This is a genomic window from Mumia sp. Pv4-285, from assembly GCF_041320275.1.
Lineage (GTDB): Bacteria > Actinomycetota > Actinomycetes > Propionibacteriales > Nocardioidaceae > Mumia > Mumia qirimensis.
This window is the reverse complement of sequence record NZ_CP162023.1, coordinates 141941-167080: the sequence shown is the minus strand read 5'-3', so window position 1 is coordinate 167080 and position 25140 is coordinate 141941. Positions and strand designations below refer to the sequence as shown.

The following is a 25140-nucleotide window of genomic DNA, read 5'->3' as shown; positions in this document are numbered from 1 at the left end:
AGCGGGGACGCGAGTAGTGCGTTACTCGACTCCGAGGATGTCCGCCATCGCGGTGCGCTCGGACACGCCGAGCTTGTGGCCGGCGCGGTAGAGGTGGCCCTCGACCGTTCGCACGGACACGGTCAACCGCTCGGCGATCTCCTTGTTCGAGAACCCACGAGCTGCCAGCTCGGCGATCTCGCGCTCACGCGCGGTCAGCGGGAGCGGCCGGGCCGCGACCGCCAGCGCCGGCGTATGAGCACCGGACCTTCCGGCGAGCTTCTGCGCGAGGGCCGCAGCCGAGAGAGCGGAACCCTGCCTACGGTGCCGGCGGTGCTGGTCGGCAGCCTGAGCCGCCGCATCGCCCGCGGCGACGAGGTCGCCGAGCCGGGACCACGCTTCGGCAACTTCGAGGAGCGCGTCGCCGTCTCCATACACCCAGGCCCGCGCATGGTCGCAGGCCACCACGGCGCGGGGCCCGAGCTCGGTGAGTTCCGCGAGGTGAGCCACCGCCGCAGTCGCGTCGCCGAGCTGGACCGCGGTCTGCCAGGCGAGCACCTCGTAAGCGGGCGTGCCCATCTGGCGCGCGAGGTCAGCGGCGGCGACGGCGTGGCCGACGGCCTCGGTCGTGGATCCTTCGGCCGCCGCCCCCCACGCCCGCGCGAGGAGGTCGTCGGGGAGGAAGAGCCGGTACGCCGGGTGCTGCTCGGCGGCGATACCGGCCAGCAGCGGGGCGGCCTGCTCCGCCTCGCCAGCCTGCCCCAGCGCCGTTGCCAGCAAGGTACGGCAGCGGAACCGGAACTCGTGCCCCGAGTCCGCCAGCCCGGCCCATGCCTCGCGCAGCGCCAGCAGCGCGTCGTCGACGCGGCCCGCGGCGAGGGCGGCATGTCCGGCGACGACGAGGCCCATCAATCTCGCGGGGCCCGGCAGGTCGGCGGAGGCCACCTGCATCCTCCGCGCCTGCGCCTCGGCCACGTCCGGCGTTCCGGCGAGGCGGTGGCCGAGGACCTGCAGGTCCGCGAGCCCGAAGCCGGGGATGCCGGTGGGGACGCGGTCAGCGGTGAGGCCGCCGGCGACCGCAGCCTCGTCGAGCAACTTCCGCTCGCCGGTGACGGCGGCCGCTGCGGACACGGCGGACGCGACGAGGATGCGGGCGAGGTCGTCGGGCAGCTCCTCGCGCAGGAGCGCCGGACCACGGTCGAGGACGGGCGCGAGGTCTCCGGCAGCGGCGAACCACGCGAGCGACATCGCCGCGACGTACAGCGGAGCCGCCCCGGTCACCTCGGCCGCGGCCAGCGCCTCGTGCGCCTCGTCGGGCCGAGCCATCGTCCAGAGCAGGTTGCCGGTGCGGTGGAGGTGCGCCATCGCGCGCGTCCCCGCGTCCGGTGCACTCGCCGCGAGGTCGGTGAGAATCACCTCGGCCTCGTCGCCGCGACTGAGCCAGGACAGCGCCCCGGCGTGCACGAGTCGGGCGAGGAGGTCGCCGGTGGCGGCGGCCGCGCGGGCCAAGCGCTCGGCCAGTGGCAGGTCGTACAGGCGCGTCGCCGCCTCGGCAGCCCTCAGGAACAGCGCAGGATCCGGAGGCAGGTCGGAGTCGAGGGTGAGCACGGCCCTCGGGATCGGGTCCGGCTCCGCGTCGAGGGTCTGCGCGACCCGGCCACGAAGCCGGCGCGCGCGCAGCGTACCCATCGTGGCGCGGCGGACCTCGCCGTACAGGGGGTGCGCCAGCCGGGCCACCAGGCCGTCAGTACGCACCAGGCCGCGGCCCTCGGCCTCCTCGAGGTCGGCAGGCGAGGTGAGCGCGGACAGCGTCGGGACCGCCACCGGCTCGGCGAGCGCGACGACGTCGACGACCTCCTGTACGCCCGCCGCGAGAGCGCCGATCTCGCGCTCCAGCAGGTCGGTCAGCTCCGGGGAGATCGCGAGCTCGCTCGTCCACAGCCAGATGCCGGACGTCGGGGCGAACCGGCCCGCCGCCACCTCCCCGGCCAGCAGGTGCCGCAGGAAGAGCGGGCTCCCCTCGGTCAACGTCCACAACCGCTGCGCGGACGCCGAGTCGACCGGACCGCCGAGCACCCGAGCGACCAGGCTGGTGGTCTCGGTGACGTCGAGCGGTGCCAGCTCCAGGCGGGGGAGGTGGTCGTCCTTCCACAGCGACGTCACCGTGTCAGGAGCGGGCTCCCCGCTCCGGAGGGTGACCACGACGGTTGCCAGCCGCCGTACGACCAGGCGGTGCAGCACGATCGCGGAGTGCTCGTCGAGCAGGTGCGCGTCATCGACGGCCAGTACCAGCGACTGCTGCCGGGCGAGCTGGTCCAGCGCCCGGCCGATCGTGTCGGCGGCGTCGCCGGTCGGGACGTCGATGAGCCCGGCGAACGCGCCGAGCGGGAACGGATGGGCGGCCGCGCTGCCGTGGGCCCAGAGGACGGTGCTTCCGCGACCTTGGGCGATCGCAAGCGCCTGGCGGGCGAGCCGAGTCTTGCCGAGCCCAGCGGGGCCCGCCACCACGATCCCCGCCGCACCGGGCCGGATCGCCGCCGCAACCCTGCGCAGCTCCTCGTCCCGGCCGGTGAGCGGCCACGGCCGCTCCATGGCACTCAGGGTAGCGACGCGTGATTCGAGTACCGGACTACTTGCACCGCCTGTGCCGGTGCGCGAGAGCGTCGGTGCATGAGCTCTCGTACCGTCCTCGTCACCGGCGCCGGCCGCGGGATCGGCCGCGCCATCGCCGTACGTCTGGCCCGCTCGGGCTGGGACGTGTACGGCGGGGTCCGCACCGACATCGCGGGCAAGGAGCTGGCCGCGGAGTCCGACCGGATCACACCGGTCGAGCTCGACGTCACCGTGCCCGACCACGTCGCCGCGCTCGACCGCGACCTTCCCGAGCGACTCGACGTGCTCGTCAACAACGCCGGCATCGCGGTTGCCGGCCCGGTCGAGACGCTGTCCCGGGACGCGATGCACCACCAGTTCGACGTGAACCTCGTCGGGCCGCTCGCGCTGACCCGGTCGATGCTGCCGCGGCTGCGCCGTACCCGGGGCCGGGTCGTGTTCATCTCCTCGATCAACGGCCGGGTGTCGTTCCCGTTCACCGGGATCTACAACGCCTCGAAGTACGCGACGGAGGCGGTGGCCGACTGCCTGCGGGTCGAGCTGCACCCCTTCGGCGTGCAGGTCGGACTCGTCGAGCCGGGCGTCATCGACACCGATCCCTGGCACGAGATGGACCAGATCATCGACGAGCTCGAGGCTGGCCTCGACGCCGAGCAGCGTGCGCTCTACGCAAGGCAGTTCGCTGGTGAACGGATGCTGGTGGGGAAGATCCGGAAGAACGCCAAACCGCCCGAGCGCGTCGCCGCCGCCGTCGAACGCCAGCTGAACCGGCGACGGATGCGGCCTCGGACCCTGGTCGGTGCTGACGCGCGGATGATCCTCGCGATGAAGGCGCTGCTACCGACCCGCGCCCTCGACGCCCTCTGGGGGCAGGGCATCGAGAGATGACTGACCGTCAGCGGGGGCGGTACACGTCGGCGCGGTGTGCGATACGAGTCACCGTCACGCGGCTGATGTCATCCTCGATGCGATAGAGGACGCGATAGCTGCCGCGGCGCGCGCTCCACTCGCCGTCGAAGTCCTCGCGCAGCGGCTTGCCGACACGGTACGGCTCACGTGCGAGAGGTCCGTACAAGAACTCGATCACGGCAGGCACGACCCGGGGAGGTAGTCGGTCCAGGTCCCGAATCGCCGATCCGGACAGCTTCACCGACCACGCGCGGTCAGCCGTCACCGCGGTTCACGCCGTACCGCTCACGCACCGCGTCTTCGTCCCACAGCTCATCCGCACCTGCTTCCTTGCGGCTGGCGTCAAGGTCATCACGGACGCCAGGTTGAGACTGCCAGTAGATCGTCTCCTCGATCGACTCGAGGTCATCGACGCTGATGAGGACGACTGCCGGACGACCATGCTTCGTGATCGTCACGCGCTCGTGCGTCGACACGGCCTCGTCGACGAGCTCGTTGAGGCGTGTCTTCGCCTCCGTAAGCGGGATTGTGGGCATGACGCGATCGTAGCGCGGAAACAGATCTGAATAAAGGTCTGTTTATCCGGTTTACTCAGTGCGCGGCAGCGCTTCTGCGGCGGTTTCCCAGCATCACTCCACCGCCGATGAGGAGTCCGAGTCCGACCGCCGAGGTCAACGCCGCATGACGCACCGCTGAGCGTGCGTGACTGATGCAGTAGTTCTCGATCAGATCATCACGGCGGAAGCTGCGGGGTTCGCCATTGAGGTCCCAGGTCGGAGTTCGCCACACACCCTGAGCAGAGCCGCAATTGTGCGAGCCCTCGACACTCGCGCCGTATCGGTTGTACGGCGCGACGACGTCCGTCAGGAGGAGTCGGGCCGCGAAGACGAAGGCGAGCAACCCCGCGAGCGCAAGGGCGACTGCGATCGGGACCGACTTGGAGCGGAGGCGCGGGGGCATGGAGCGATCCTGGCAGGGGAATGGTCTCGATCGCTTCGCGCCTCGACCAGCGGAAAGGAGGCGCCTCGACCAGCGAAAAGGAGGCGCCTCGACCAGCGGTCACACCCTCCGGCGGGACTTCCTCAGCAGGTAGAAGAAGTACGGCGCACCGACCAGCGCGGCCAGCAACCCCGCCGACAGCTGCGTCGGCGCCGCCACGGTCCGACCGAGCATGTCCGCGAGCACCAGCAAGATCGCACCCAGCAGCGCCGCCACCGGGATCACCAGCACGTGCCGCCGCCCGACCAACGAGCGCGCAGCGTGCGGAGCCACCAGCCCGACGAACGCGATCAGCCCGATCGCCGCCACCGCCGTTGCCGTCAGCAGCACCGCGCACCCGAGCAGCAGGAACCGCGCCTGCGCCGGGCGTACACCCAGGACCCGCGGCGTGTCCTCGTCGACCGACAGCAGGTCGAGCTGCCGGTAGCCCACCAGCACCGCAGGCACGAGCACCACGACGCCGATCATCAACGGCACGAGGTGCTCGTACGACCGCCCGTAGGTGGATCCGGCCAGCCAGGTGAGCGCCTTCGAGGCGTTCCACGGGTCGGTGGTCACGATCATGAGCTTCACGAGCGCCTCGCAGGCGAACGAGACGCCCACACCGATCAGCACGAGCCGGTCCGTCGCGAACCCGCCGCGCGCCGACAGCCCGAACACGATCGCCGCCGCGATCAGCGCACCCAGACCGGACGCCCCGGCCAGCGCCCAGAACGACGCCATCGGCACGAACGTCACGATGATCACCGCACCGACCGACGCACCGCCGGCGACGCCGATGATCGTCGGGTCGGCCAGCGGGTTGCGGGTGACGGCCTGGATCACCGTGCCCGCCACCGCGAGCGCCACGCCCGCGAGCAGGGCAGCCACGACCCGCGGCACGCGAGCGCCCATCACGTTCGTGACGATCGGCCCCGCGTTGCCCGTCGCCCAGTTCACGAGATCGCCGAGCAGGAAGACCTTGTCACCGACCAGGATCGCCGCCACGACGATCCCAAGAAGGACCACCGACAGCACCGCGAGCAGCACGCCCGGGTGCCGCGTCCCCACACCCCGTACGTCCAGCGCGTTGGCTGAGTTGTCGAGCCGCGACGCGCGCAGCCGGAACGCGAACCACACCAGCACGACCGACCCGAGCAGCGACGTCACGACACCCGTCGGCACCTCGACCGCCCGCTGCGCACCGAGCGTCGCGCGGATGAGGACGTCCGCACCGAGCACGATGACGACGCCCACCAACCCCGACACGGGGATGAGCGCGCGATGCCGGTGAAGCCCGGGCACGATCGGCGCCGCGAGGCGGGTCAGCGCCGGAGCGGCAAGGCCGATGAACCCGATCGGCCCCGTGATCGTGACCGCAGCCGCCGACAGGACGACCGCCGTCACCAGCACGATCAGCTGCGTCTGGCGGACCGGGATGCCGACCGTACGAGCGGCGTCGTCGCCGAGCACCATCACGTCGAGCCGGTGCCCCAGGACGAGGAGCAGTGCGAGCCCGGCCGCGATCACCGGCACCATCGCGCGTACGCCGCCGAAGCCGTTCTGGCTCAGCAGCCCCGACTCCCACGCCTGCAGACCCTGACCCTCGATCGGGTTCAGGATGATCAGCGTCGTCGCGACCGACATGAGCACCATCGCGACGACGGTGCCGGCGAGGACCAGGCGTACGGTCCCGTAGTCGGTCCCCGCGAGCGCGAATACCACGGCCGCGGCCACGAGGCCACCGACGAACGCGAGTACGAGGTCACCGAAGATCAGCGTCGGCAGCCCGACCGTCGCTGCGACCGTCAGCGCCAGGAACGCACCCGCGTTGACCGCGAGCGTGTCCGGCGACGCCAGGGCGTTGCGCGAGATCGACTGCAGGACGCAGCCGGCGCCGCCGAGGGCGATGCCGACGACCAGCGCCGCCGCGACGCGCGGCAGCCGCGAGTCCACCACGACCGCAGCCGCCTGCTGCTCGGCGGAGCCGGTGACCCACGCCCACAGCTCGCCGAGCCCGACCTCCGCGGTCCCCTGCACGATGTCCACCGCGGCGAGGACGACGATCAGTGCGATCAGTCCGACGACCACGAGCGAGAGGCTCCAGGTCACCCGACGGGTGTCGTCCAGCCTTGGGGGTTCGGAGGGTCCTGCGGTGGCGGGCTCGGCGGTGAGGGTCATCTGCGGATCAGGACACCGTCTCGACGACCGCGTCGATGAAGTCGCCCATCGCCGCCGGTCCACCGAACATCCAGATGCCGTAAGGCAGGCGCTCGACGTTGTCGTCCTCGACGAACGGCAGCGAGGTCCACACCTTGTTGTCCGGGAGCGAGTCGGTGTAGACGTCGGCGTCGGTCTCGCCGGCGATGTACCAGTAGAGCGTGTCGTCGGGCAGCTTCGTCAGACCCTCGACGTCGGTCGAACCCAGGCCGTACGCCGGGTCGCCCTCGATGCCAGGAACCTGGCTCCACGCGTTCTCGAAGCCGAGCTCGGCGAGGATCGATCCGAGCTGCGAGCCCTCGAGGAACGGACGCACGGTGACCGCGCCGCCCTGCTCCCACGCGTCGTTGAAGGCGACGGGAGCACCGGCGGCGTCGGTCGACGCGATGGTCTCCTTGGCGTCGGCGACCTTGGCGTCGAAGTTTTTCTTCAGCTCAGCGGCCTCGTCCTCCTTGCCGGCGGCCTGCGCGACGAGGTCGACGTTCTTCCACATCTGACCGATCTGGTCCTTGGCGTCTCCACCGGGGATCACGATGACCGGCGTCGTCTTCTCGATCTGCGCGATCGCGTCGCCGACGAGCTGGTCGGTGACGATCACCAGGTCGAGGTCGAGCGTCGCGAGCGTGTCGATGCTCGGCTCGCCGCGGGTGCCGATGTCGGTGGCGCTGTCGTCGAGCTCGACCGACTTGTCCCACGTCTCGAAGCCCTTGATGTCGGAGACGCCGACCGGCTGCACGCCGAGGGAGATCAGGTACTCGGTCGCGTTCCACTCGGTGGTCGCGATGCGCTCCGCGGGACCGTCGAGGGTCACCTCGGTGCCGCGCGCGTCGGTGATGGTGATCGGCTCACCGGCGGCCGCTGTGGAGTCGTCGCCGGCGTCCTCGGTCGTACCGCAGGCAGCGAGCGCCAGCGTCAGCGCCGCCGCGGACGCGACGAGCAGGGGTCGGTTGAGCTTCACGAGGGTGTTCTCCTTAGTGGGGTGCTTCAGGCAGAGGTGGACGCAGGCGCGATGCGCGTTGCCCGGCCGTGGTGGCGGGCACGGGCGCGCGTACGGAGGTGGCCGTCGAGCGGATCGACGTGCACGTCGACGGTGACCCCGTACGCCGGGGAGAGGATCTCGGTCGTCAGCACCTCGTGCGGGGCTCCGACCGCGGTGACCCGCCCGTCGACCAGCAGCACGACGTCGTCGGCGACGGCGGCAGCCTGGTCGAGGTCGTGCAGGACAACCCCGACGGCGATGTCGTGGTCGTCGGCGAGGTCGCGGATGATGTCGAGCAGCTCGACCTGGTAGCGCAGGTCGAGGAACGTCGTCGGCTCGTCGAGCAGCAGGACCGGCGTGTCCTGGGCGAGGCAGCTGGCCAGCCAGACGCGCTGGACCTGGCCCCCCGAGAGGGTGTCGACAGCGCGGCCGGCGAGGTCGGTGACCCCGGTCATCGCCATCGCGCGCTCGACGATCATCTTGCCGTCGGGGTCGCCACCGCCCCAGCGGGTGCGGTGCGGGTGGCGGCCGTACTCGACGACCTCGCGCACCGTCACACCGCCCGGAGCCGAGCGCGACTGCGACAGCAGGGTCAGGCGGGTGGCGAGGTCGCGGGACTTCAGCTCGTCGACGGACTCGCCGCCGCGCAGCTCCACCCGGCCGGCCTCGGCGCGGTGGAGGTGCGCGAGAGTACGGAGCAGCGTGGACTTGCCGCTGCCGTTCGGGCCGATCAGCGCGGTGACCCGCCCGGGGACCAGAGCCACGCTGACGTCGTCCACAACGACGGCAGACCCGTACGCGGCGCGCACTCCGTCTGCGCGCAGCTCGGGCGCACGGTCGTCAATGTTCACCCCACCAAGGTAAGGCATACCTATGCCGACAGGAAATGCCGGGGGAGTGTGACGTGCCTACGGTTTGCCTGGCCGCGCCGGGTCGGTCTCGAACGATGCCTTGAGCCCGTCCATCACCGTCGTACGTTCTCGAAGCGCCATCCGCCGGAAGATCGGTGCCGCCAGCCGGTAGGCGCCGTACAGGTTCAGCTTCGCGGAGTGGCGGACGAGCGTTCTGTCATCTGCCGTCGCCGACAGCTGGTAACCGGGCCATCCCTCGGCCTTGACCTTGCCCTTCTTCGAACTCTCCCACCAGTGGAACACCACCGCGGTCGGCGCCTCGAACTCGACGACGTCGCCCGGCGTCTGGCCGAGCTTCGTCTCGTCGACGAACGTCGTCCCCAACCCGACCACGCCCGGCGACGTCTGGCGCGTCCCTCTCAGGATGGTGCCCTTGGCGGGCATCCACTCGCCATAGCGATCGATGTCGACCAACCGCGCGAACACCCGGTCGACCGGGGCCGCGATCGTGCGCTCGATGACGAACTCGATGGACGGCATGCCTCGAGGATGCGCTCACACCGAAGCAATGAGCACGTCATTGTCGAAATCCGGTGGCCCCATTCGGCGTAGGGGTGAGAAGCCGCTCGGCACTAGGGTCGAAGCGTTGGAATTTCTACTGGAGGAACCACCATGCGCACACTGATCGTCACCGCATTCGTCTCCCTCGACGGAGTCATGGAGGGTCCGGGCGGCGAGCCCGGCTACCGCAACTCCGGATGGACCTTCAAGGACGTCGAGTTCGACGAGGCCGCGTACGAGATCAAGGGCCGCGAACAGACCGAGACGACGGCGCTGCTGCTCGGCCGCACGTCGTACGAGGCGTTCGCGCCGGTGTGGCCGACGATGGAGGAGTTCGCCGAGTACAACGCGATGCCCCGCTACGTCGTCTCCACCACGCTCGAGCAGGACGACGAGCGCTGGCCGGCCACGATCCTGCGCTCGCTCGACGACGTCGCGGCGCTCAAGGAGACCGAGGGCGGCCCGATCGCGGTCCACGGGAGCGCGACGCTCGGCCGCAACCTCGCCGACGCCGGGCTCGTCGACCGCTACCACCTGCTGACTTTCCCGCTGCTGCTCGGCGCCGGCAAACGCCTGTGGAGCGATGCCGACAAGGACACGACCAAGCTGAAGCTCGTCGAGTACGAGGCGTACGGCAACGGCATCCAGAAGCAGGTCTTCGACGTCGTGAAGTGACCGTACGAGAGGAGAGCACCATGTCCGCGACCTACACGTTCGACGTCTTCTCCAGCCTCGACGGCTTCGCTGCCGCCACCGGAGACTGGACCGGGTACTGGGGCAAGCAGGGGCCCGAGCTGCTCGAACACCGCCATGCCTTGTACGACGAGGACCAGCGGATGGTCTTCGGGGCCAACACCTATCGCGTGTTCGTGCAGCTGCTGAGCGCGAGCACCGAGGAGTCCGAGGTGCGTGACCCGTGGGTAACGCGGATGGTGAACCTGCCGGCGACGGTGGTGTCGACCACGCTCGAGGGGCCTCTCGACTGGCCCGACGCGACCCTCGTGAGCGGCGACGCCGTCGACGTCGTCGCCCGGCTCAAGGAAGAGTCCGACGTGCCGCTGCGCTCGCACGGCAGCCTGTCGATGAACCGCGCGCTGATGGCCGCCGGACTTGTCGATCGCGTCCAGGTGACGCTGTTCCCGGTGATCACCGGGCAGAACGGCCTGGAGCCGATCTTCGAGGACGCCGCCGACTTCGACCTCGAGCTGCTCGAGACGCGGACGCTCGACGGCAGCATCCAGGAGCTCGTCTACCGGCCCTCTCTGCACGGCTGAGTCCTTCGCAACTGTCGGCGTCCAGGCGCACACTGACGGCATGGCGTACGACGAGGAGCTGGCGGAGCGGATCCGCGACGTGGTCGCCGGCGAGGAGGAGCTGTCCGAGCAGCGGATGTTCGGAGGGCTCGCGTTCCTCGTCGGCGGCAACATGGCTGTCGCTGCGAGCGGGCAGGGCGGTCTGATGGTGCGGGTCGATCCCGAGCACGTCGACGCGCTCCGCGAGTGGGTCGGCCGCGGCTTGGCATCTGCACGAGCGCTCCCACGAAAGTAGGCTTCTCCTACCAGCGGATGGCCGACCGTACGGGTCGCTGGTCCCGAGAATGGAGCCGTCCGTGGCCTCGACCGTGCCCGTGTCCTCCCGACACCGGGTCCCCGCAGAGCACCGCTTCCTCGGGCTCGACCGGAGGACGTTCAAGTACGCCGCCCCCGCGGTCGTCGTCTATCTGCTCTGGGCCTGGATCGTCCCCTGGGTCGACAGCCAGGTCGCCTGGGAGGACCAGACATCGACCGGCGACGTCATCCAGATCGCCGACGAGGTGACGATGACGCCGCAGCCCGGATGGGGGCTCATCAGCGGGCTGCGGACGAGCGACAGGACCCGGAGCGGCGAGCTCGCCGCCGACGAGACAGTCCTGGTCAAGGACGGCGTGCTCTTCCTCGTGCAGCAGGGCCCCTTCGACGGCTCGACCCGTACGCTGCTGCGCCAGATCGAGCGGATCAACAGCACGACGGCCGACAAGGGCGGCTTCAGCGTCGTCGGGGGCCCGCGCCCGATCGCGACCGACTCCGGCCTGAAGGGCATCGCCGAGGGATACCAGTCGCAGCGCAACATCGGTGTGACGGCTGCCTTCGTCGCCGGCGACACGGGCATCCGGGTCCAGGTCGTGGGGGCGCCAGAGGCGATGACGCAGCAGGCCGACGACGTCGAAGCCATGATCCAGAGCATCACCTACCCCCCCGAGGACGCGCGATGACCGCGACGACGGCACCGCGCGAAGACGACGTGCTCCAGCAGCGCCGCGATGCGATCGAGGTCTCGGGCTGGGGGGCACCCTTCCGGTTCCTGCAGCCGCACAACGCCTGTTTCTGGGTCTATCTGCTGCTCGTCGGCGCAGGCCTCTGGAAGCTCCTCGAGATCGCACTCCCGACGGCGGAGATCTTCGCCCAGGCCAACACGACAGCCGTCGTCACCTCCGCGCTCTTCGGCCTGGTCTTCCTGCTGTTCCTGCGGTGGTCCGACCGATTCGAGAAGACACCGGGGCGGCTGGCGGTCGCGGCGTTCATCGGCGGCGGCATCGCTGCTCCGTGGGCCTTCGCCCTCCCCGGCAACGCCGCGATGATGGACCTGTACGCCAAGCTCTTCGGCCAGGCGTTCGCCGAGGACTGGAAGGCCGGGCTGACCGCGCCCTTCGTGGAGGAGACGTCCAAGGCCGTCTTCTTCGTACTCCTGCTCGGGCTCGCGCCGGTGGTCATCCGGACCGTGTACGACGGCCTGATCGTCGGCGCGTACGTCGGCCTCGGCTTCCAGATCCTCGAGGACATGCTGTACGGCCAGAACGCGGCCGCCCAGCACTTCGGCACCGACCAGGCGTCGAGCGTGCTGCACACCTTCGCGCTCCGGGCCGTCGCCGGCATCCCGTCGCACGCGCTCTACACGGCACTCTTCTGCGCGGGTCTCGTCTACCTCATCGGGACGGTCGCGCAGCCGCGCCGGATCGGGCGCGGGATCGCGCTGATCGCGGCATCGATGCTCGCCCACGGCATCTGGGACTCGATGTCCGCTCTCTCCGGACCGCTCGGCGGAATCGGTGTCCTCGCGGTCATGCTGCTCGTGACCGTCCTCTTGCTCGCCGCACTGATGATCGCGATCCGGCTCGGCGCCGGGCGCGAGCGCGGCTACCTGCGCGCGATCCTCCAGCCCGAGGTCGCCAACGGCACGATCACCGACGCGGAGCTCGAGGCGGTGGCCGGTGAGCGGAAGCGTCGCAAGCACGACCGCCGAGCCGCGATCAAGGCCCGCCCGGAGGGTGTCAGTCGGCGGCGCGAGAAGCACGTCCTCACGGCGACGATGGACCTCGCGCACGACCTTGCCGCGTCCCGCGGCGAGGAGAGCGTCGACGTCGCCCTCTCCCGGTCGGAGATCGCGCGTCTGCGCGGCGGTCACTGACCGTCGAGCACCTCCCGCAGCCGTTTCGCGAACGCCTCCGGGTCGCCGTGCTGCCCGAACTCTCCACCGAGGAACCCGCCGTGGCCGCCGGGGAAGACGACGGCCTCCTGACCGAGAGCCTCGGCCAGGGCCTCCGAGCTGCGTCCAGTGATGAGACCGTCCGACTCCTCCCCGACCGCGACGACGATGCGCGTCGGGCAGGAGGCGAGGGCGTCCAGCGCCGGTTCGTACGCGGTGACGTCGTTCGAGTCGCCGGCGAGGAGCGGGTCGTCGCGTGAGCCGTCGTCCTCGGTGGGCAACCCGAACGCCTCCGGATCGGGACCGCCGTCGGAGAGGAAGTCGTCGGGGTACTCGCCCTTCCAGGACGTCAGCGCGATGAACGCCGCCATCCCGTGGCCCCACCCCTTGTCCTGATAGATCTCCTGGACCCTCCGTTCTGCGGCCAGGGCCTGCTCGACGTCGGGGAGCAGGGCTTCCAGGGGAGGTTCGTGCGCGACGAGGACCGACACGTCCTCCGGGTGCGCGACGATCAGCGGAAGCGCACTCACCGCGCCGCCACTGCTTCCGAGCAGCTCGACCGGCGCGATGCCGAGCTCGGTGATGATCGCGTGCATGTCGTCGGCGTTCTGCTCCGGCGTGTGCGCGGAGGACGCATCCTTGCGGGTGCTGCGTCCGACGCCGCGCGGATCGTACGTGACGACGGTGCGGTCGGAGAAGTACGACGCGAGCGAGTTGAACCCGCTCGCGTCCATCGGCGCACCGACCATCATCAGCACGGGGCGGTCGTCGGCGGGCGGCAGCGGGCCTCGTACGTCGTAGGCGAGCGTGGCGGCAGGCGTCTCCAACGTCCGTGTATCGGTCATGCTGATGAGACTGTCCCCGCGCCGTCGAACTCATCGGTCTAGCCTGACCGGATGAGCGAGCTGGACCTCTTCGCCGGAATCTACGTGAGCGACCTGGAGGCGTCGAAGGCGTGGTACGCCCGGCTGCTCGGCGACGACGAGGCGTTCATGCCGAACGACGACGAGGCGGTGTGGGAGCTCGCCGAGCACCGCTTCCTCTACATCCAGCTGATGCCGGAGCACGCCGGCCACGCGCTGCACACCATCTTCCTCGAGGACCTCGACACGGCCGTCGACGGGATCACGGAGCGTGGCATCGAGCCGGCCGACCGCGAGACGTACGAGAACGGCGTCCGCAAGATCACCTACCGCGACCCGGACGGCAACGAGATCGGGTTCGGCGGCGGGCCGAGCGGCGACGCGCCGCAGGCGGAATGACCGACGGGGCCATCGTGGTTGCACGTCCTCATGACGACGTACATGGCCACCGACGTCCGGCACGACACGTTCACCGTGACGATCGACGTCCCGGCACCTCCGACCCGGGTGTACGAGGCGTTCGCCGACCCGGACGTACGGCGGCGGTGGTTCCGGCTGCCGGGTCGCGACGCGACGTACGAGCACGACTTCCGCGTCGACGGCGGGGAGTCGGCACGGAGCACCTTCCAGACGCTCGACGGTGCGACCGAGCGGGTGGCGTACGACTCGCGCTTCGTCAACCTCGTCCCCGCTCGGCAGATCGTGCTGACCTACGAGACGCACGTCGACGACGTGCTGCGCTGGACATCACTCGTCACGGTCGCGCTGGCGCCGGAGGGTGACGGCACGACGCTCCGATGGACGGAGCAGGTCGCGTTCGTGACTCCGACCGGTGATGGCGCGCACGACCTGCCGCACGTACGCGGCGGGATCCGGCTCCAGCTGAACGGCCTCGCCGCCGCGCTGGGGGTTTAGCTACCCGTCGGACGAGAGGAGGTCGGCGACGGCCCTGACGAGGTCGAGGATCGCCTTCGCGTCCTTCGAGACCGCGGCCATCTCGCGCAGCTGGGCGCGCCAGTCGTACGCAGGTCCGCTGTCGATCCGCGCCGCCTCGGCCGCGCTGAGCTGCGAGACCACGACGCCGAGGTCGCCGCACGCCTGAACGACCCGGTGACAGGCCTCGACCGCGGGCACCGTCGCCTCCACCCACGGCTGCCCGAGTGAATCGGGTGGCGGGTCGGACAACGGGACGAGGAGGACGGTCACGGCGCCGTCAGGCACAGGGAAGTGCACGGCCACGACCTGCACCCCGTTGATCGCCCCGGCTCCGTAGCGGGCCAGCGCGACGGCCTCCGCCGCGTTCTGCTCGAGGAGGACGGCGCCGGGGCTACCCGGTGCGGAGCGGCCCAAGGTGAGGGCGAGCGCCATGTCGTCGGTGATCGAGAGCATGACGTGCGGCAGCTTCGGGTCCGGGTCGACCCACCACCGGACCCAGCCCCCGACGTCGGACCGTGTCTCGATCTCGACCATCGAGCTCGTGCGCCGGAACCGGTGCCCGTCGAGCTCGGCGAAAGGCTCGGCCTCGCCCTCTGCGGTGTGCCAGTAGCGGCTGAGGTCAGCGGTCTCGATCTGAGGCACCTGAGCGAGCGCGGCGATCCGCCGACCACCCCCGAGTCCATCGTGCCCGTGCGTCATTCGACCAGTGTCTGCCGCCGACCACACCGTGCGGAGGCGTTTGCCTCACACCGACCGCGCCAGCAGCCCGAGCAGCAGCGCGACCCGGTCCTCCGCCACGTCGAGCCGGGCACCGGTCAGCTCCTCGACCCTCGACATCCGGTTGCGCAGCGTGTGCCGGTGCACGCCGAGCGCACGCGACGCGGTCTCCCAGGAGCCGTTGTGCCGCAGGAAGACCTCGAGCGACTCGCGCAGGACCCGGTCGCGCTCGGTGCTCCCCTCGAGCAGCGGCGCCAACGGTGACTCGGCCAGCGACGCGACCCGGGCGCGTACGGCGTCGTCGTCGAGGATCGCCTCCAGCGTCAGCGTCCCGTACCAGCCGACGGGTTGGTGCGATGCCCGCGCCGATGCCGCGGCGTGCGTCGCGGCCGCGCGCCCTGCCGCTGCCCGCGCTGTCGGGAGCGCCCCGCTGACGCCCACGACCACGTCGTGCCTGCCCGCGCGGGTGAGCGCGTCGACCACCGCACCGACGCCACCGGCTGAGTCCTTGTCACGGACCAGGACGAGGACGTCGTCGCCGGCCACGGCCTCGACGTGCGCGACCGACTCGGCGTCGAGCGCGTGAGCGACGACGTCGAGCGGCGCCGTACGACCGTGGCCGGGGGCCGCGACGACCATCCGCACCCGGTCGGACGGCTCGAAGCCGAAGTGACCGAGGTGCCGCACCACCGCAGGGGCGACGACGTCGGCGTCGAGCAGCATCTCCAGAAGCGTGGCACCGAGACGGTGACGTGCGCCGACGAGCTCGCGCGGGTGCTCGCGCTGGAGGGTGAGGAGCGAGACGGCCTGGTTGAGCAGCAGGCGGTCTCCGACGGATAACGCGCTGGGGACCTCGACCGCGAGCCACCCGCTCGGTCGCTCCAGACCGCCAAGCCGCTGCACCGCCATCGTCCCGGCGCCGGAGACCACCGCCACGCTCGCACGGCCCGGTCGCGCCGCCAGGTTGACGAGCTCGTCGGCCACGCGATCCATCAGATCGGCCTGCGCGCCTGCAGAGGCCACCGTGTTCTCGAACTCGTCGAGCACGACCACGCCGGCGCCGAGCTCACGCGCGAGCGCCGACGTCAGCCCCGCCGTACCGCCCTCGAGCGCCGCCCGCGTCATCTGCTGCTGGAAGGCGAACGCGCGCCGCATCACGGTGTTCTGCTGCTCCGCCTGCCGCGCGGCGACGGCCTGCGTGATCGCGACGAACGGCGTCGGAAGGGGGACCTCGACGAGCGGCATGCCGACGCGGCGGCACGCCTGCCGCAGGCCGACCGGGATCGTCTCGAACCGCACCCCCACTCCGAAGGCCAGCCCGACCACACCGGCGGCGGCGAGCCGATCGACGTACGCCGCCTGCTCGGCGCGTGCCCGCGGCATCCGCAGGCCGGTGGTGAGGACCAGCTCGCCGCCGCGAAGGAACGGCGTCGGGTCGAGGATCTCGATGGAGTGCGCCCAGCGGATGCCGACGGTGGGATGGTCTCGATCGCTTGTCCTGAGGTCTCGATCGCTTCGCGCCTCGACCAGCGGGGAGGTGGGCTCGACGAGGCGGAGGCCCAGCTCTTCCTGGGCGAGGAGCCAGGCCAGCGGGACATCCGCGACCTCCTCGGCGGGGCCAGGCTCGACGAAGGACATGGACACAGTGTCCACCTTTCCGGCTCACCACACTCCCTTTCGGCAGGGTCGCCACCCCTTGCCGTACCCCTAGCGTCGCTCCCAACCCCCACCGCTCGTTCCCAGGGAGAATCCCGTGACGGCATCGCATCTCGACCCAGCCCAGGACGCCGACGACGCGCACCTCGCGTCGCTCGGCTACAAGTCCGAGTTCAAGCGCGACATGAACCTCTGGGGCAACTTCGCCCTCGGGTTCACCTATCTCTCACCGGTCGTCGGCGTCTACTCGTTGTTCGGCAGCTCGCTCGCCACGGGTGGTCCGCCGATGATCTGGGCGATCGTGCTCGCCGCGCTCGGCCAGCTGCTCGTCGCGCTCGTCTTCGGCGAGGTCGTCGCGCAGTATCCCGTCGCCGGCGGCGTCTATCCGTGGGCGCGTCGCCTGTGGGGTCGCCGCTGGGCCTGGATGACCGGCTGGGTCTACATGATCGCGCTCACCGTCACGATCGCCGCCGTCTCGTACGGCGCCGGGCCGTTCGTGGCGATCGTCCTCGGGATCGACGCGACGACCGCGGTGACGATCTGGTGCGCGATCGGTCTGATCGTGCTCACCACGCTGCTCAACCTCGGCGGCACGAAGCTGCTCGCCAAGATCGCGTTCTTCGGCTTCGCCGCCGAGCTCGTGGGCGCGATCGTCGTCGGTGTCTGGGTCCTCCTCACCGAGCGCCACCACAGCGTCGGCGCACTGTTCGACACCTACGACGTGCAGGGCAGCGGCTCGTACTTCCCGGCGTTCGCCGCCGCCGCGCTCCTCGGCCTCTACCTCTTCTACGGCTTCGAGGCCTGCGGTGACGTGGCCGAGGAGGTCAAGGACCCGGGCCGCCAGATCCCGAAGGCGATGCGGATGACGATCTACATCGGCGGCGCCGGGGCCTTCTTCATCACGTTCGCGCTCCTCCTCGGCGTCCCGAGCTTCGCTGCCGTCTTCTCCGGCGGGGATCCTGATCCGGTCTCGACGGTGCTCGAGAACGCATTCGGGTCCGTCGGGTTCCGTGTCGTGCTGGTGATCGTGCTGATCTCGTTCCTGTCCTGCGTGCTCAGCCTGCAGGCGGCCGCGAGCCGGATGATCTATGCGTACGCCCGCGACGACATGATGCCGGGGAGCCGTCTCCTCAAGAAGTTCTCGCAGGCGCGGCACGTCCCGCCGTACGCGCTGTCGCTGGCCGCACTGATCCCGATCGTGATCATCCTCGGCTCGCAGGTCTCCGACAACGCGCTGGTGCGGATCATCTCGTTCGCCTCGTTCGGCATCTACCTCGGCTTCATGATGGTCGTGCTCGCTGCCCTCCGCGCTCGCCTCAAGGGCTGGAAGCCGTCCGGCAAGTTCACCCTCGGCCGCTGGGGGCTGCTCGTGACCGCCGCGGCCCTCGCGTACCAGCTGCTCGCCTCGATCAACATGATCTGGCCCCGCACCCCCGAGGCGCCCTGGTACGACAACTGGATCGTCGCCCTCGGCGCCGCGGTCGTCGTCGGCGTCGGCCTCGTCTACATGCTCATCGCCAAGCCGTACCGCCACTCCGACGCCGCCCACGGCGACGCCGCGTCCGTGACCACCCCGTACCAAGGAGACTCCGCATGACCGACACCGTTCACGTCCAGAACTTCGTCGACGGCGCGCTCGTCGACACCCGCGACGGGCGGCGTACCGACCTCGTCGACCCGACCACCGGCGAGAAGTACGGCGACGCACCGCTGTCCGGGCAGGCCGACGTCGACCTCGCGTACGAGTCGGCGGCCAAGGCGTTCGACACCTGGCGACGCACGACGCCGTCGGAGCGCCAGCAGGCCATCCTCAAGATCGCCGACGCGATCGAGAAGCGTGCGGAGGAGCTGGTCGAGGCGGAGAGCCGCAACACCGGCAAGGTCGTGCCGGTGACCATGGCGGAGGAGATCCCGCCGATGGTCGACCAGATCCGCTTCTTCGCCGGGGCGGCGCGCGTCCTCGAGGGGCGCGCGTCCGGCGAGTACATGGCGGGGCACACGTCCTGGATCCGGCGCGAGCCCGTCGGTGTCGTCGGCCAGGTGGCGCCGTGGAACTACCCGATGATGATGGCCGTCTGGAAGTTCGCCCCGGCCCTCGCGGCAGGCAACACGGTCGTCCTCAAGCCGAGCGACACCACGCCGGTGTCGACGGTGATGATGGCCGAGATCGCGGCCGAGTTCCTCCCGCCGGGCGTGCTCAACGTGGTCTGCGGCGACCGTACGACCGGGGCTGCCGTCGTCTCCCACCCGACGCCGGCGATGGTGTCGATCACCGGCTCGGTGGGTGCAGGGCGCCAGGTCGCGGCTGCGGCGTCGAACGACCTCAAGCGGGTGCACCTCGAGCTCGGCGGCAAGGCGCCGGTCGTGGTGTTCGACGACGCCGACATCGCTGCGGCGGCCGAGGGCATCGCGATGGCGGGCTACTTCAACGCCGGCCAGGACTGCACCGCGGCCACGCGCGTGCTCGTCCACCCTCGGGTCCACGACGACTTCGTGGCCGCGCTCACCGAGCAGGCTAAGGGCGCTGCCACCTCGTACGAGAAGGGTCGTCACGACGAGGACGTCTGGGTCCCGCCGGTCAACAACGCCAACCAGCTCGAGCGCGTCCTCGGCTTCCTGGACCGCGTGCCCGACCACGCGACCGTCACCACCGGCGGCCAGCGCCAGGGCGACCGCGGCTTCTTCATCGAGCCCACGGTCATCGACGGCCTGCAGCAGGAGGACGAGCTGATCCAGAGCGAGATCTTCGGCCCCGTCATCACCGTCCAGACCTTCGAGCACGAGGACGAGGCCATCGCGAAGGCGAACGGCGTGCCGTACGCGCTCGCGTCGTCGGTGTGGACCAAGGACCTCGGTCGCGGGCTGCGCATGTCCAACGCGCTCGACTTCGGCTGCGTCTGGATCAACACCCACATCCCGCTCGTCGCGGAGATGCCGCATGGTGGATTCAAGCACTCCGGGTACGGCAAGGACCTGTCGATGTACGGCCTGGAGGACTACACGCGGATCAAGCACGTGATGGCCAACCTCGAAGGATGATGACGATGACCGAGCAGAAGCGACTCCTCAAGACCGCGATCCCGGGCCCGCGCTCGGAAGCGCTGCACGAGGCCCGCTCCAAGCAGGTGGCACGAGGTTTCGGCATCACGCTGCCCGTGTTCGTCGACCACGCCGACGGTGCGCTGCTGGTCGACGTGGACGGCAACCAGATCATCGACCTGGGGTCCGGGATCGCCGTGACCAGCGTCGGTGCGGCTGCCCCGAAGGTCGTCGCGCGCGTCGCGGAGCAGGCGGCGAAGTTCACGCACACCTGCTTCATGGTGACCGAGTACGAGGGCTTCACCGAGGTGGCCGAGGCGCTCAACCGCTTGACGCCGGGCGACCACGACAAGCGCACCGCGCTCTTCTCGACCGGCGCGGAGGCGGTGGAGAACGCGGTGAAGATCGCGCGTGCCGCCACGGGGCGTCCCGCGGTCGTGGTGCTCGACCACGCGTACCACGGGCGCACCCTGATGACGATGACGATGACGGCGAAGAACGTGCCGTACAAGGAGGGCTTCGGGCCGTACGCGCCGGAGGTCTACCGCGCGCCGATGGCGTACCCGTACCGCTACGACGGAGACGAGAAGGCGTGCGCGGCGGACGCGCTGGCGAAGCTCAAGGACATCGTGCTCACACAGATCGGCGCGCACAACGTCGCCGCGATCGTGGCCGAGCCGATCCAGGGCGAGGGCGGCTTCATCGTGCCGGCCGAGGGGTTCCTGCCGGCGGTCGTCGAGTTCGCGCACGAGCACGGCATCCTCTTCGTCGCCGACGAGGTGCAGACCGGGTTCGCACGGACCGGCCGCATGTTCGCCAGCGAGCACGAGGGCATCGTGCCCGACATCGTGACGACCGCGAAGGCGCTCGCGGGCGGCATGCCGCTGTCCGCGGTCACGGGGCGCGCCGAGATCATGGACGCCGTCGCGCCGGGCGGGATCGGCGGCACGTACGCCGGCAACCCGGTCGCGTGCGCGGCGGCGCTCGGGGCGATCGAGACCATCGAGAGCGAGGGCCTGGTCGCACGAGCGGCGGAGATCGAGCGCATCGTGAAGCCGCGGCTCGAGGCGCTGCGGGCCGACACCGGCGGCGTCATCGGCGACGTCCGCGGGCGCGGGGCGATGCTCGCGATCGAGCTCGTCGAGCCGGGTACGAAGGATCCCGCACCGCGGCTCGCGCTGTCGCTCGCGAAGCACTGCCACGCCGAGGGTGTGCTGGTCCTGGTGTGCGGCACGTACGGCAACGTGATCCGGCTGCTCCCGCCGCTCGTCATCGGCGACGACCTGCTCGACGACGCGCTCGGGGTGCTCGAGGCCGGGGTGCGGGGGCTGTCGTGACGTCACCGCTCCGTCCGCGATTTGTGCACCTCCTCAAGGAAATCGGGTCGCCATTCCTTGATCAACTCAGCAAATCGGGGACGGGAGGGGGTGTGCGATGACGGCTGACGTCTCGTACGACCCGCGGACGGGCGGCGTGAACGGCGAGGTGCCGATCACGCCGGAGGCCGAGGTGGACGCGATCGTCGCGGCGGCGGCGGCGTGCGCGACGGAGGTGGCCGCGGTGCCGCCGACGGAGCGGGCGCGCTGGTCGGGGGCGATCGCCGACGCGCTCGAAGCGGCGCGAGACGAGCTCGTGGACCTCGCGGACTCCGAGACAGCGCTCGGACGGAAGCGCCTGGAGGGCGAGGTCGGCCGGACCGCGGGGCAGCTCCGCTTCTACGCCGACGTCGCGGTCGAGGGGTCCTACCTCGGCGCCACGATCGACCACGCCGCCGGCGCGAACCCTGCCCTGGTGCGGGTCAACGTGCCACGCGGCCCGGTCGCGGTCTTCGGTGCGAGCAACTTCCCGTTCGCCTTCAGCGTGCTCGGCAACGACACCGCGTCCGCGCTCGCCGCGGGCTGCCCGGTCGTGGTCAAGGGACACCCCGCGCACCCGCTGCTGAGCCGTCGCCTCGGCGCCCTCGTGACGGAGGCGCTGCGCGACGCCGGCGCGCCCGAAGGCGTCTTCGGGATCGTGCACGGCTTCGACGCCGGCGTACGGCTCGTCGAGGCGCCGCAGATCACGGCCGTCGCGTTCACCGGCTCGCAGCGCGCGGGCATGGCGCTGCGCGACGCGGCCGAGAAGCGTGACGTGCCGATCCCGGTGTTCGCCGAGATGGGCACCGTCAACCCGGTCGTCGTCACCGCTGCGGCAGCGCAGGCGCGCCTCAGCGAGATCGCCTCCGGCTTCGTCGGCTCGTTCACGCTCGGCACCGGCCAGTTCTGCACGAAGCCCGGCCTCATGCTCGCGCCCCGCGGCTCGGGCGCCGCTGAGGCGGTCGCCGAAGCGCTCCGGGAGGCGTCTCCGCAGGGTTGGTCGCTCACGCAGGGCATCGCCGAGGCGGCCAGCACGGGCGTACGCGAGCTCGTCGACGCCGGCGCCGAGGTCGTCGCACAGGTCGACGGCCCGGACGCCGGCTGGTCCGTGGCCTCCACCGTCCTGTCCGTACCCCTGGACGCCCTCGAGCCCGGGAGCCGTCTGCTCGAGGAGTGCTTCGGCCCGGTGGCACTGGTGGCGGAGTACGACGACGGCGAGGCGCTCGCGCGTACGGTCGGTGCTCTCCAGGGCACGCTCGCCGCGGCGATCATGGCCGAGGGCGACGAGGACCCCGACCTTCCCGGCACGCTGGCGCAGCTCACCACGAAGGCCGGCCGGGTGACGGTCGGCGACTTCCCGACCGGTGTCTCGTACACGTGGGCTCAGCACCACGGCGGCCCCTGGCCCGCGACCTCCGACCCGACGGCGACGTCGGTCGGCGCCGCGGCGCTCACGCGGTTCACCCGCCCGGTGACCTACCAGTCCGTGCCCGACCCCGCCCTGCCCGCGCCCGTGCGCGACGACAACCCGTGGGGGATCCCGCGGCGCGTCGACGGCCGACTGGTGCTCCCGTGAGCGCACCCCTCGACGGGGTCGTCGTCGCGGACTTCAGCCGGGTCCTCGCCGGACCGATGGCGACCTCGATGCTCGCCGACCTCGGCGCCACCGTCGTGAAGGTCGAGCGACCGGGAGCCGGCGACGACACCCGGCAGTGGGGTCCGCCGTGGACCGCCGACGGCACCGCGTCGTACTTCGAGAGCGCCAACCGCACCAAGCGCAGCGTCACCCTCGACCTGCGCGACGCGGGCGACCTCGCGCTCGCGCGCACCCTCGTACGCCGGGCCGACGTCCTCGTCGAGAACTTCCGCACCGGCGCGCTCGACCGGCTCGGCCTCGGCTACGACACCGTGAGCGCCGACAACCCCGGCCTCGTCTACTGCTCGATCACCGGATTCGGCAGCGGCGCCGGCGCGGAGATGCCGGGGTACGACTTCGTGGTGCAGGCCGTGGGCGGGTTGATGAGTATCACCGGCGATCCCGACGGCGACCCGACCAAGGCCGGCGTCGCGCTCGTGGACGTGCTGACCGGCAAGGACGCCGTCATCGGCGTCATGGCCGCCCTCGCCGAGCGCGAGCGAAGCGGCCGCGGGCAGCGGGTCGAGGTGAACCTGCTCTCGAGCCTCCTCGGCTCGCTCGTCAACCAGGCGTCGAGCTACCTCACGACCGGTCGCTCACCCGGCCGGATGGGCAACCAGCACCCCTCGATCGCGCCGTACGAGATCCTGCACTGCGCCGACGGGACCCTCGCGGTCGCGTGCGGCAACGACGGCCAGTTCGCGCGGCTGTGCAAGGGGATCGGTCGGCCTGAGCTCGCCGACGACCACCGCTTCGCCACCAACGGAGCGCGTGTCGCTCACCGCAGCGACCTCGTGGCGGTCCTGGAGGAGGCGCTCGCTGCCGACACGGCGGCCGCCTGGCAGCAGCGGCTGTCCGACGCGGACGTCCCGGTCGGCGAGGTCGGCGACATCGGCGCCGCTCTCGCGCGCGCCCGCGAACTGGGCCTCGAGCCGACCGTGGAGGTCGGCGACGGCCACCCCGCGCAGGTGCGCCACCCCATCACGTACTCACGCAGCACCCCGGTGACGCCGACCGCGCCACCGGGTCTCGGACAGCACGACGACGAGATCCGCCGCTGGCTGGCGGACGATACGGAGACCCGATGAGCACCACCTCCCGCCTGCCCGCGTTCGACCCGATGGATCCCGCCGGCATCGACGACCTCCTCAGCGCCGACGAGCTCGCGGTCCGCGACTCCGTACGGCACCTCTGCGCGGAGCGCGTCGACCCGTACGTCGCGGACTGGTTCGAGCGCGGCGAGATCCCCGACATCCGTGGCCTCACCAAGGAGCTCGGGGCGCTCGGCGTCCTCGGCATGCACCTCGAGGGATACGGCTGCGCCGGCATGAGCGCGACCGAGTACGGCCTCGCGTGCCTCGAGCTCGAAGCCACCGACTCCGGGCTGCGCTCGCTGGTGTCGGTGCAGGGGTCGCTGGCGATGTACGCGATCTGGCGGTGGGGAAGCGAGGACCAGAAGGAGACCTGGCTCCCGCGGATGGCCGCCGGCGACGCCATCGGATGCTTCGGCCTGACGGAGCCGGACCAGGGCTCCGACCCCGGCGGCATGCGGACCCGCGCGCGTCGCGACGCCGGCGGCGACTGGGTCCTCGACGGCCGCAAGATGTGGATCACCAACGCGCCCGTCGCCGACGTCGCGGTCGTGTGGGCCCAGACGTCTGACGACCCCGCCGACATCCGCGGCTTCGTCGTCCCCACGAGCACGTCCGGCTTCTCGGCGCCCGAGATCAAGCACAAGATGTCGCTGCGGGCCTCGGTCACCGGTGAGATCGTGCTCGACGGCGTACGTCTGCCGGCCGATGCCGTCCTGCCCGACGTGACCGGGCTCCGCGGGCCGTTGTCGTGCCTGAACGAGGCGCGGTACGGCATCGTCTGGGGCGCGATGGGAGCGGCACGGTCCGCGTTCGCGTCCGCGCTTTCGTACGCCGGTGAGCGGGAGCAGTTCGGCCGTCCGATCAGCGGCTTCCAGCTGACGCAGGAGAAGCTCGCGAACATGGCCGTCGAGTACACGAAGGGCGTCATGCTCGCGCTGCATCTCGGCCGCCGCAAGGACGCCGGACGGCTGCGCCCGGAGCAGGTCAGCCTCGGCAAGCTGAACAACGTCCGCGAGGCCTTGGAGATCTGCCGGACCGCCCGCACGATCCTCGGCGCGAACGGGATCTCGCTGGAGTATCCCGTCATCCGCCACATGAACAACCTCGAGTCCGTGCTGACGTACGAGGGCACGACCGAGATGCACACGCTCGTGCTGGGCCAGGCGCTGACGGGGCAGCCGGCGTTCCGCTGAGACGTGACGTGGCCCCCGGTCCCGGGAGGGCGGAACCAGGGGCCACGTACCCAGTGCGGCCCTGACGCGCCAGCGCGTGGCACGCCAGGACCGCACACC

The 25140-nt window shown here is 71.0% G+C and carries 25 protein-coding genes; 14 read left to right on the top strand and 11 right to left on the bottom strand.

Annotated features, from left to right (window positions below):
- Positions 1-21: 21 nt before the first annotated feature.
- Complete coding sequence (locus tag AB3M34_RS00800) at positions 22-2571, bottom strand: LuxR C-terminal-related transcriptional regulator (protein ID WP_370617179.1); 2550 nt, start codon at positions 2569-2571, stop codon at positions 22-24.
- 78 nt (positions 2572-2649) lie between these two features.
- Here AB3M34_RS00800 and AB3M34_RS00795 point away from each other — a divergent pair, with 78 nt between their 5' ends.
- Positions 2650-3480, top strand: a complete 831-nt coding sequence (locus AB3M34_RS00795; protein WP_370617178.1) for an SDR family oxidoreductase — start codon at positions 2650-2652, stop codon at positions 3478-3480.
- A gap of 7 nt (positions 3481-3487) precedes the next feature.
- Here the strand turns inward: AB3M34_RS00795 and AB3M34_RS00790 are convergent, their stop codons facing one another.
- The 7 genes from AB3M34_RS00790 to AB3M34_RS00760 all read right to left on the bottom strand — a co-directional run bounded on the left by AB3M34_RS00790 (position 3488) and on the right by AB3M34_RS00760 (position 9069).
- Positions 3488-3742, bottom strand: a complete 255-nt coding sequence (locus tag AB3M34_RS00790; RefSeq protein WP_370620104.1) for a type II toxin-antitoxin system RelE family toxin — start codon at positions 3740-3742, stop codon at positions 3488-3490.
- Between the two features lie 13 nt (positions 3743-3755).
- Entirely contained in the window at positions 3756-4037 is a 282-nt protein-coding gene (locus AB3M34_RS00785; protein ID WP_370617177.1) for a type II toxin-antitoxin system Phd/YefM family antitoxin, read from the bottom strand.
- Between the two features lie 55 nt (positions 4038-4092).
- Positions 4093-4461 carry a hypothetical protein gene (locus AB3M34_RS00780; protein WP_370617176.1) on the bottom strand — a complete coding sequence of 123 codons (369 nt, stop codon included), beginning with the start codon at positions 4459-4461 and terminating at the stop codon, positions 4093-4095.
- Positions 4462-4560: 99 nt separating this feature from the next.
- A complete protein-coding gene (locus AB3M34_RS00775) occupies positions 4561-6660 on the bottom strand; it encodes an iron ABC transporter permease (RefSeq protein WP_370617175.1) in 2100 nt (699 codons plus the stop codon).
- Between the two features lie 7 nt (positions 6661-6667).
- A complete protein-coding gene (locus AB3M34_RS00770) occupies positions 6668-7657 on the bottom strand; it encodes an ABC transporter substrate-binding protein (RefSeq protein WP_370617174.1) in 990 nt (329 codons plus the stop codon).
- 26 nt (positions 7658-7683) lie between these two features.
- Positions 7684-8529, bottom strand: coding sequence for an ABC transporter ATP-binding protein (locus tag AB3M34_RS00765; RefSeq protein WP_370617173.1), 846 nt, complete (start codon positions 8527-8529; stop codon positions 7684-7686).
- A 57-nt stretch (positions 8530-8586) separates the two neighbouring features.
- Positions 8587-9069: an SRPBCC family protein gene (locus AB3M34_RS00760; RefSeq protein WP_370617172.1), complete on the bottom strand. Its 483-nt coding sequence runs from the start codon at positions 9067-9069 to the stop codon at positions 8587-8589.
- A gap of 132 nt (positions 9070-9201) precedes the next feature.
- On the opposite strand from AB3M34_RS00760, the gene AB3M34_RS00755 reads away from it, so the two are divergent.
- The 5 genes from AB3M34_RS00755 (at position 9202) to AB3M34_RS00735 (ending at position 12534) form a co-directional block, all read left to right on the top strand.
- On the top strand, positions 9202-9765 hold the full coding sequence (locus AB3M34_RS00755; RefSeq protein ID WP_370617171.1) for a dihydrofolate reductase family protein: 564 nt from the start codon (positions 9202-9204) through the stop codon (positions 9763-9765).
- A gap of 20 nt (positions 9766-9785) precedes the next feature.
- Positions 9786-10364, top strand: coding sequence for a dihydrofolate reductase family protein (locus AB3M34_RS00750; RefSeq protein ID WP_370617170.1), 579 nt, complete (start codon positions 9786-9788; stop codon positions 10362-10364).
- A gap of 40 nt (positions 10365-10404) precedes the next feature.
- Complete coding sequence (locus AB3M34_RS00745; RefSeq protein ID WP_370617169.1) at positions 10405-10638, top strand: TfoX/Sxy family protein; 234 nt, start codon at positions 10405-10407, stop codon at positions 10636-10638.
- A 61-nt stretch (positions 10639-10699) separates the two neighbouring features.
- Positions 10700-11341 carry a hypothetical protein gene (locus AB3M34_RS00740; protein ID WP_370617168.1) on the top strand — a complete coding sequence of 214 codons (642 nt, stop codon included), beginning with the start codon at positions 10700-10702 and terminating at the stop codon, positions 11339-11341.
- Positions 11338-12534 carry a PrsW family intramembrane metalloprotease gene (locus AB3M34_RS00735; RefSeq protein ID WP_370617167.1) on the top strand — a complete coding sequence of 399 codons (1197 nt, stop codon included), beginning with the start codon at positions 11338-11340 and terminating at the stop codon, positions 12532-12534. The genes AB3M34_RS00740 and AB3M34_RS00735 overlap by 4 nt, the downstream gene beginning before the upstream one ends.
- Here the strand turns inward: AB3M34_RS00735 and AB3M34_RS00730 are convergent.
- A complete protein-coding gene (locus tag AB3M34_RS00730) occupies positions 12528-13397 on the bottom strand; it encodes an alpha/beta fold hydrolase (protein ID WP_370617166.1) in 870 nt (289 codons plus the stop codon). The genes AB3M34_RS00735 and AB3M34_RS00730 overlap by 7 nt on opposite strands.
- 51 nt (positions 13398-13448) lie before the next feature.
- Between AB3M34_RS00730 and AB3M34_RS00725 the strand changes: the two genes are divergently transcribed.
- Together AB3M34_RS00725 and AB3M34_RS00720 are read left to right on the top strand one after the other, a co-directional pair.
- Positions 13449-13814 carry a VOC family protein gene (locus AB3M34_RS00725; RefSeq protein WP_370617165.1) on the top strand — a complete coding sequence of 122 codons (366 nt, stop codon included), beginning with the start codon at positions 13449-13451 and terminating at the stop codon, positions 13812-13814.
- Positions 13815-13844: 30 nt separating this feature from the next.
- Complete coding sequence (locus AB3M34_RS00720) at positions 13845-14330, top strand: SRPBCC domain-containing protein (protein ID WP_370617164.1); 486 nt, start codon at positions 13845-13847, stop codon at positions 14328-14330.
- Here AB3M34_RS00720 and AB3M34_RS00715 read toward each other — a convergent pair whose 3' ends face one another.
- Positions 14331-15050: a hypothetical protein gene (locus tag AB3M34_RS00715; protein WP_370617163.1), complete on the bottom strand. Its 720-nt coding sequence runs from the start codon at positions 15048-15050 to the stop codon at positions 14331-14333.
- Positions 15051-15095: 45 nt separating this feature from the next.
- Positions 15096-16706, bottom strand: a complete 1611-nt coding sequence (locus AB3M34_RS00710; RefSeq protein ID WP_370617162.1) for a PucR family transcriptional regulator — start codon at positions 16704-16706, stop codon at positions 15096-15098.
- A 115-nt stretch (positions 16707-16821) separates the two neighbouring features.
- Here AB3M34_RS00710 and AB3M34_RS00705 point away from each other — a divergent pair, with 115 nt between their 5' ends.
- From AB3M34_RS00705 to AB3M34_RS00680, 6 genes are all read left to right on the top strand, one after another.
- Positions 16822-18321, top strand: a complete 1500-nt coding sequence (locus AB3M34_RS00705) for an APC family permease (protein WP_370617161.1) — start codon at positions 16822-16824, stop codon at positions 18319-18321.
- Complete coding sequence (locus tag AB3M34_RS00700; protein WP_370617160.1) at positions 18318-19763, top strand: gamma-aminobutyraldehyde dehydrogenase; 1446 nt, start codon at positions 18318-18320, stop codon at positions 19761-19763. The genes AB3M34_RS00705 and AB3M34_RS00700 overlap by 4 nt, the downstream gene beginning before the upstream one ends.
- Positions 19763-21100, top strand: coding sequence for a 4-aminobutyrate--2-oxoglutarate transaminase (gene gabT / locus AB3M34_RS00695; RefSeq protein ID WP_370620102.1), 1338 nt, complete (start codon positions 19763-19765; stop codon positions 21098-21100). The genes AB3M34_RS00700 and gabT overlap by 1 nt, the downstream gene beginning before the upstream one ends.
- A gap of 97 nt (positions 21101-21197) precedes the next feature.
- On the top strand, positions 21198-22694 hold the full coding sequence (locus AB3M34_RS00690) for an aldehyde dehydrogenase family protein (RefSeq protein WP_370617159.1): 1497 nt from the start codon (positions 21198-21200) through the stop codon (positions 22692-22694).
- Positions 22691-23842, top strand: coding sequence for a CaiB/BaiF CoA transferase family protein (locus AB3M34_RS00685; protein ID WP_370617158.1), 1152 nt, complete (start codon positions 22691-22693; stop codon positions 23840-23842). The genes AB3M34_RS00690 and AB3M34_RS00685 overlap by 4 nt, the downstream gene beginning before the upstream one ends.
- A complete protein-coding gene (locus AB3M34_RS00680) occupies positions 23839-25041 on the top strand; it encodes an acyl-CoA dehydrogenase family protein (RefSeq protein WP_370617157.1) in 1203 nt (400 codons plus the stop codon). The genes AB3M34_RS00685 and AB3M34_RS00680 overlap by 4 nt, the downstream gene beginning before the upstream one ends.
- The last annotated feature ends 99 nt before the right edge of the window (positions 25042-25140 follow it).

Coding starts and splice junctions, on each gene's coding strand:
- AB3M34_RS00795 (WP_370617178.1), top strand. CDS start 2,650: ATGAGCTCTCGTACCGTCCTCGTCACCGGCGCCGGCCGCGGGATCGGC.
- AB3M34_RS00730 (WP_370617166.1), bottom strand. CDS start 13,397: ATGACCGATACACGGACGTTGGAGACGCCTGCCGCCACGCTCGCCTAC.
- AB3M34_RS00715 (WP_370617163.1), bottom strand. CDS start 15,050: ATGACGCACGGGCACGATGGACTCGGGGGTGGTCGGCGGATCGCCGCG.
- AB3M34_RS00755 (WP_370617171.1), top strand. CDS start 9,202: ATGCGCACACTGATCGTCACCGCATTCGTCTCCCTCGACGGAGTCATG.
- AB3M34_RS00700 (WP_370617160.1), top strand. CDS start 18,318: ATGACCGACACCGTTCACGTCCAGAACTTCGTCGACGGCGCGCTCGTC.
- gabT (WP_370620102.1), top strand. CDS start 19,763: ATGACGATGACCGAGCAGAAGCGACTCCTCAAGACCGCGATCCCGGGC.
- AB3M34_RS00780 (WP_370617176.1), bottom strand. CDS start 4,461: ATGCCCCCGCGCCTCCGCTCCAAGTCGGTCCCGATCGCAGTCGCCCTT.
- AB3M34_RS00720 (WP_370617164.1), top strand. CDS start 13,845: ATGACGACGTACATGGCCACCGACGTCCGGCACGACACGTTCACCGTG.
- AB3M34_RS00735 (WP_370617167.1), top strand. CDS start 11,338: ATGACCGCGACGACGGCACCGCGCGAAGACGACGTGCTCCAGCAGCGC.
- AB3M34_RS00750 (WP_370617170.1), top strand. CDS start 9,786: ATGTCCGCGACCTACACGTTCGACGTCTTCTCCAGCCTCGACGGCTTC.
- AB3M34_RS00745 (WP_370617169.1), top strand. CDS start 10,405: ATGGCGTACGACGAGGAGCTGGCGGAGCGGATCCGCGACGTGGTCGCC.
- AB3M34_RS00680 (WP_370617157.1), top strand. CDS start 23,839: ATGAGCACCACCTCCCGCCTGCCCGCGTTCGACCCGATGGATCCCGCC.
- AB3M34_RS00710 (WP_370617162.1), bottom strand. CDS start 16,706: ATGTCCTTCGTCGAGCCTGGCCCCGCCGAGGAGGTCGCGGATGTCCCG.
- AB3M34_RS00785 (WP_370617177.1), bottom strand. CDS start 4,037: ATGCCCACAATCCCGCTTACGGAGGCGAAGACACGCCTCAACGAGCTC.
- AB3M34_RS00775 (WP_370617175.1), bottom strand. CDS start 6,660: ATGACCCTCACCGCCGAGCCCGCCACCGCAGGACCCTCCGAACCCCCA.
- AB3M34_RS00760 (WP_370617172.1), bottom strand. CDS start 9,069: ATGCCGTCCATCGAGTTCGTCATCGAGCGCACGATCGCGGCCCCGGTC.
- AB3M34_RS00800 (WP_370617179.1), bottom strand. CDS start 2,571: ATGGAGCGGCCGTGGCCGCTCACCGGCCGGGACGAGGAGCTGCGCAGG.
- AB3M34_RS00690 (WP_370617159.1), top strand. CDS start 21,198: ATGACGGCTGACGTCTCGTACGACCCGCGGACGGGCGGCGTGAACGGC.
- AB3M34_RS00725 (WP_370617165.1), top strand. CDS start 13,449: ATGAGCGAGCTGGACCTCTTCGCCGGAATCTACGTGAGCGACCTGGAG.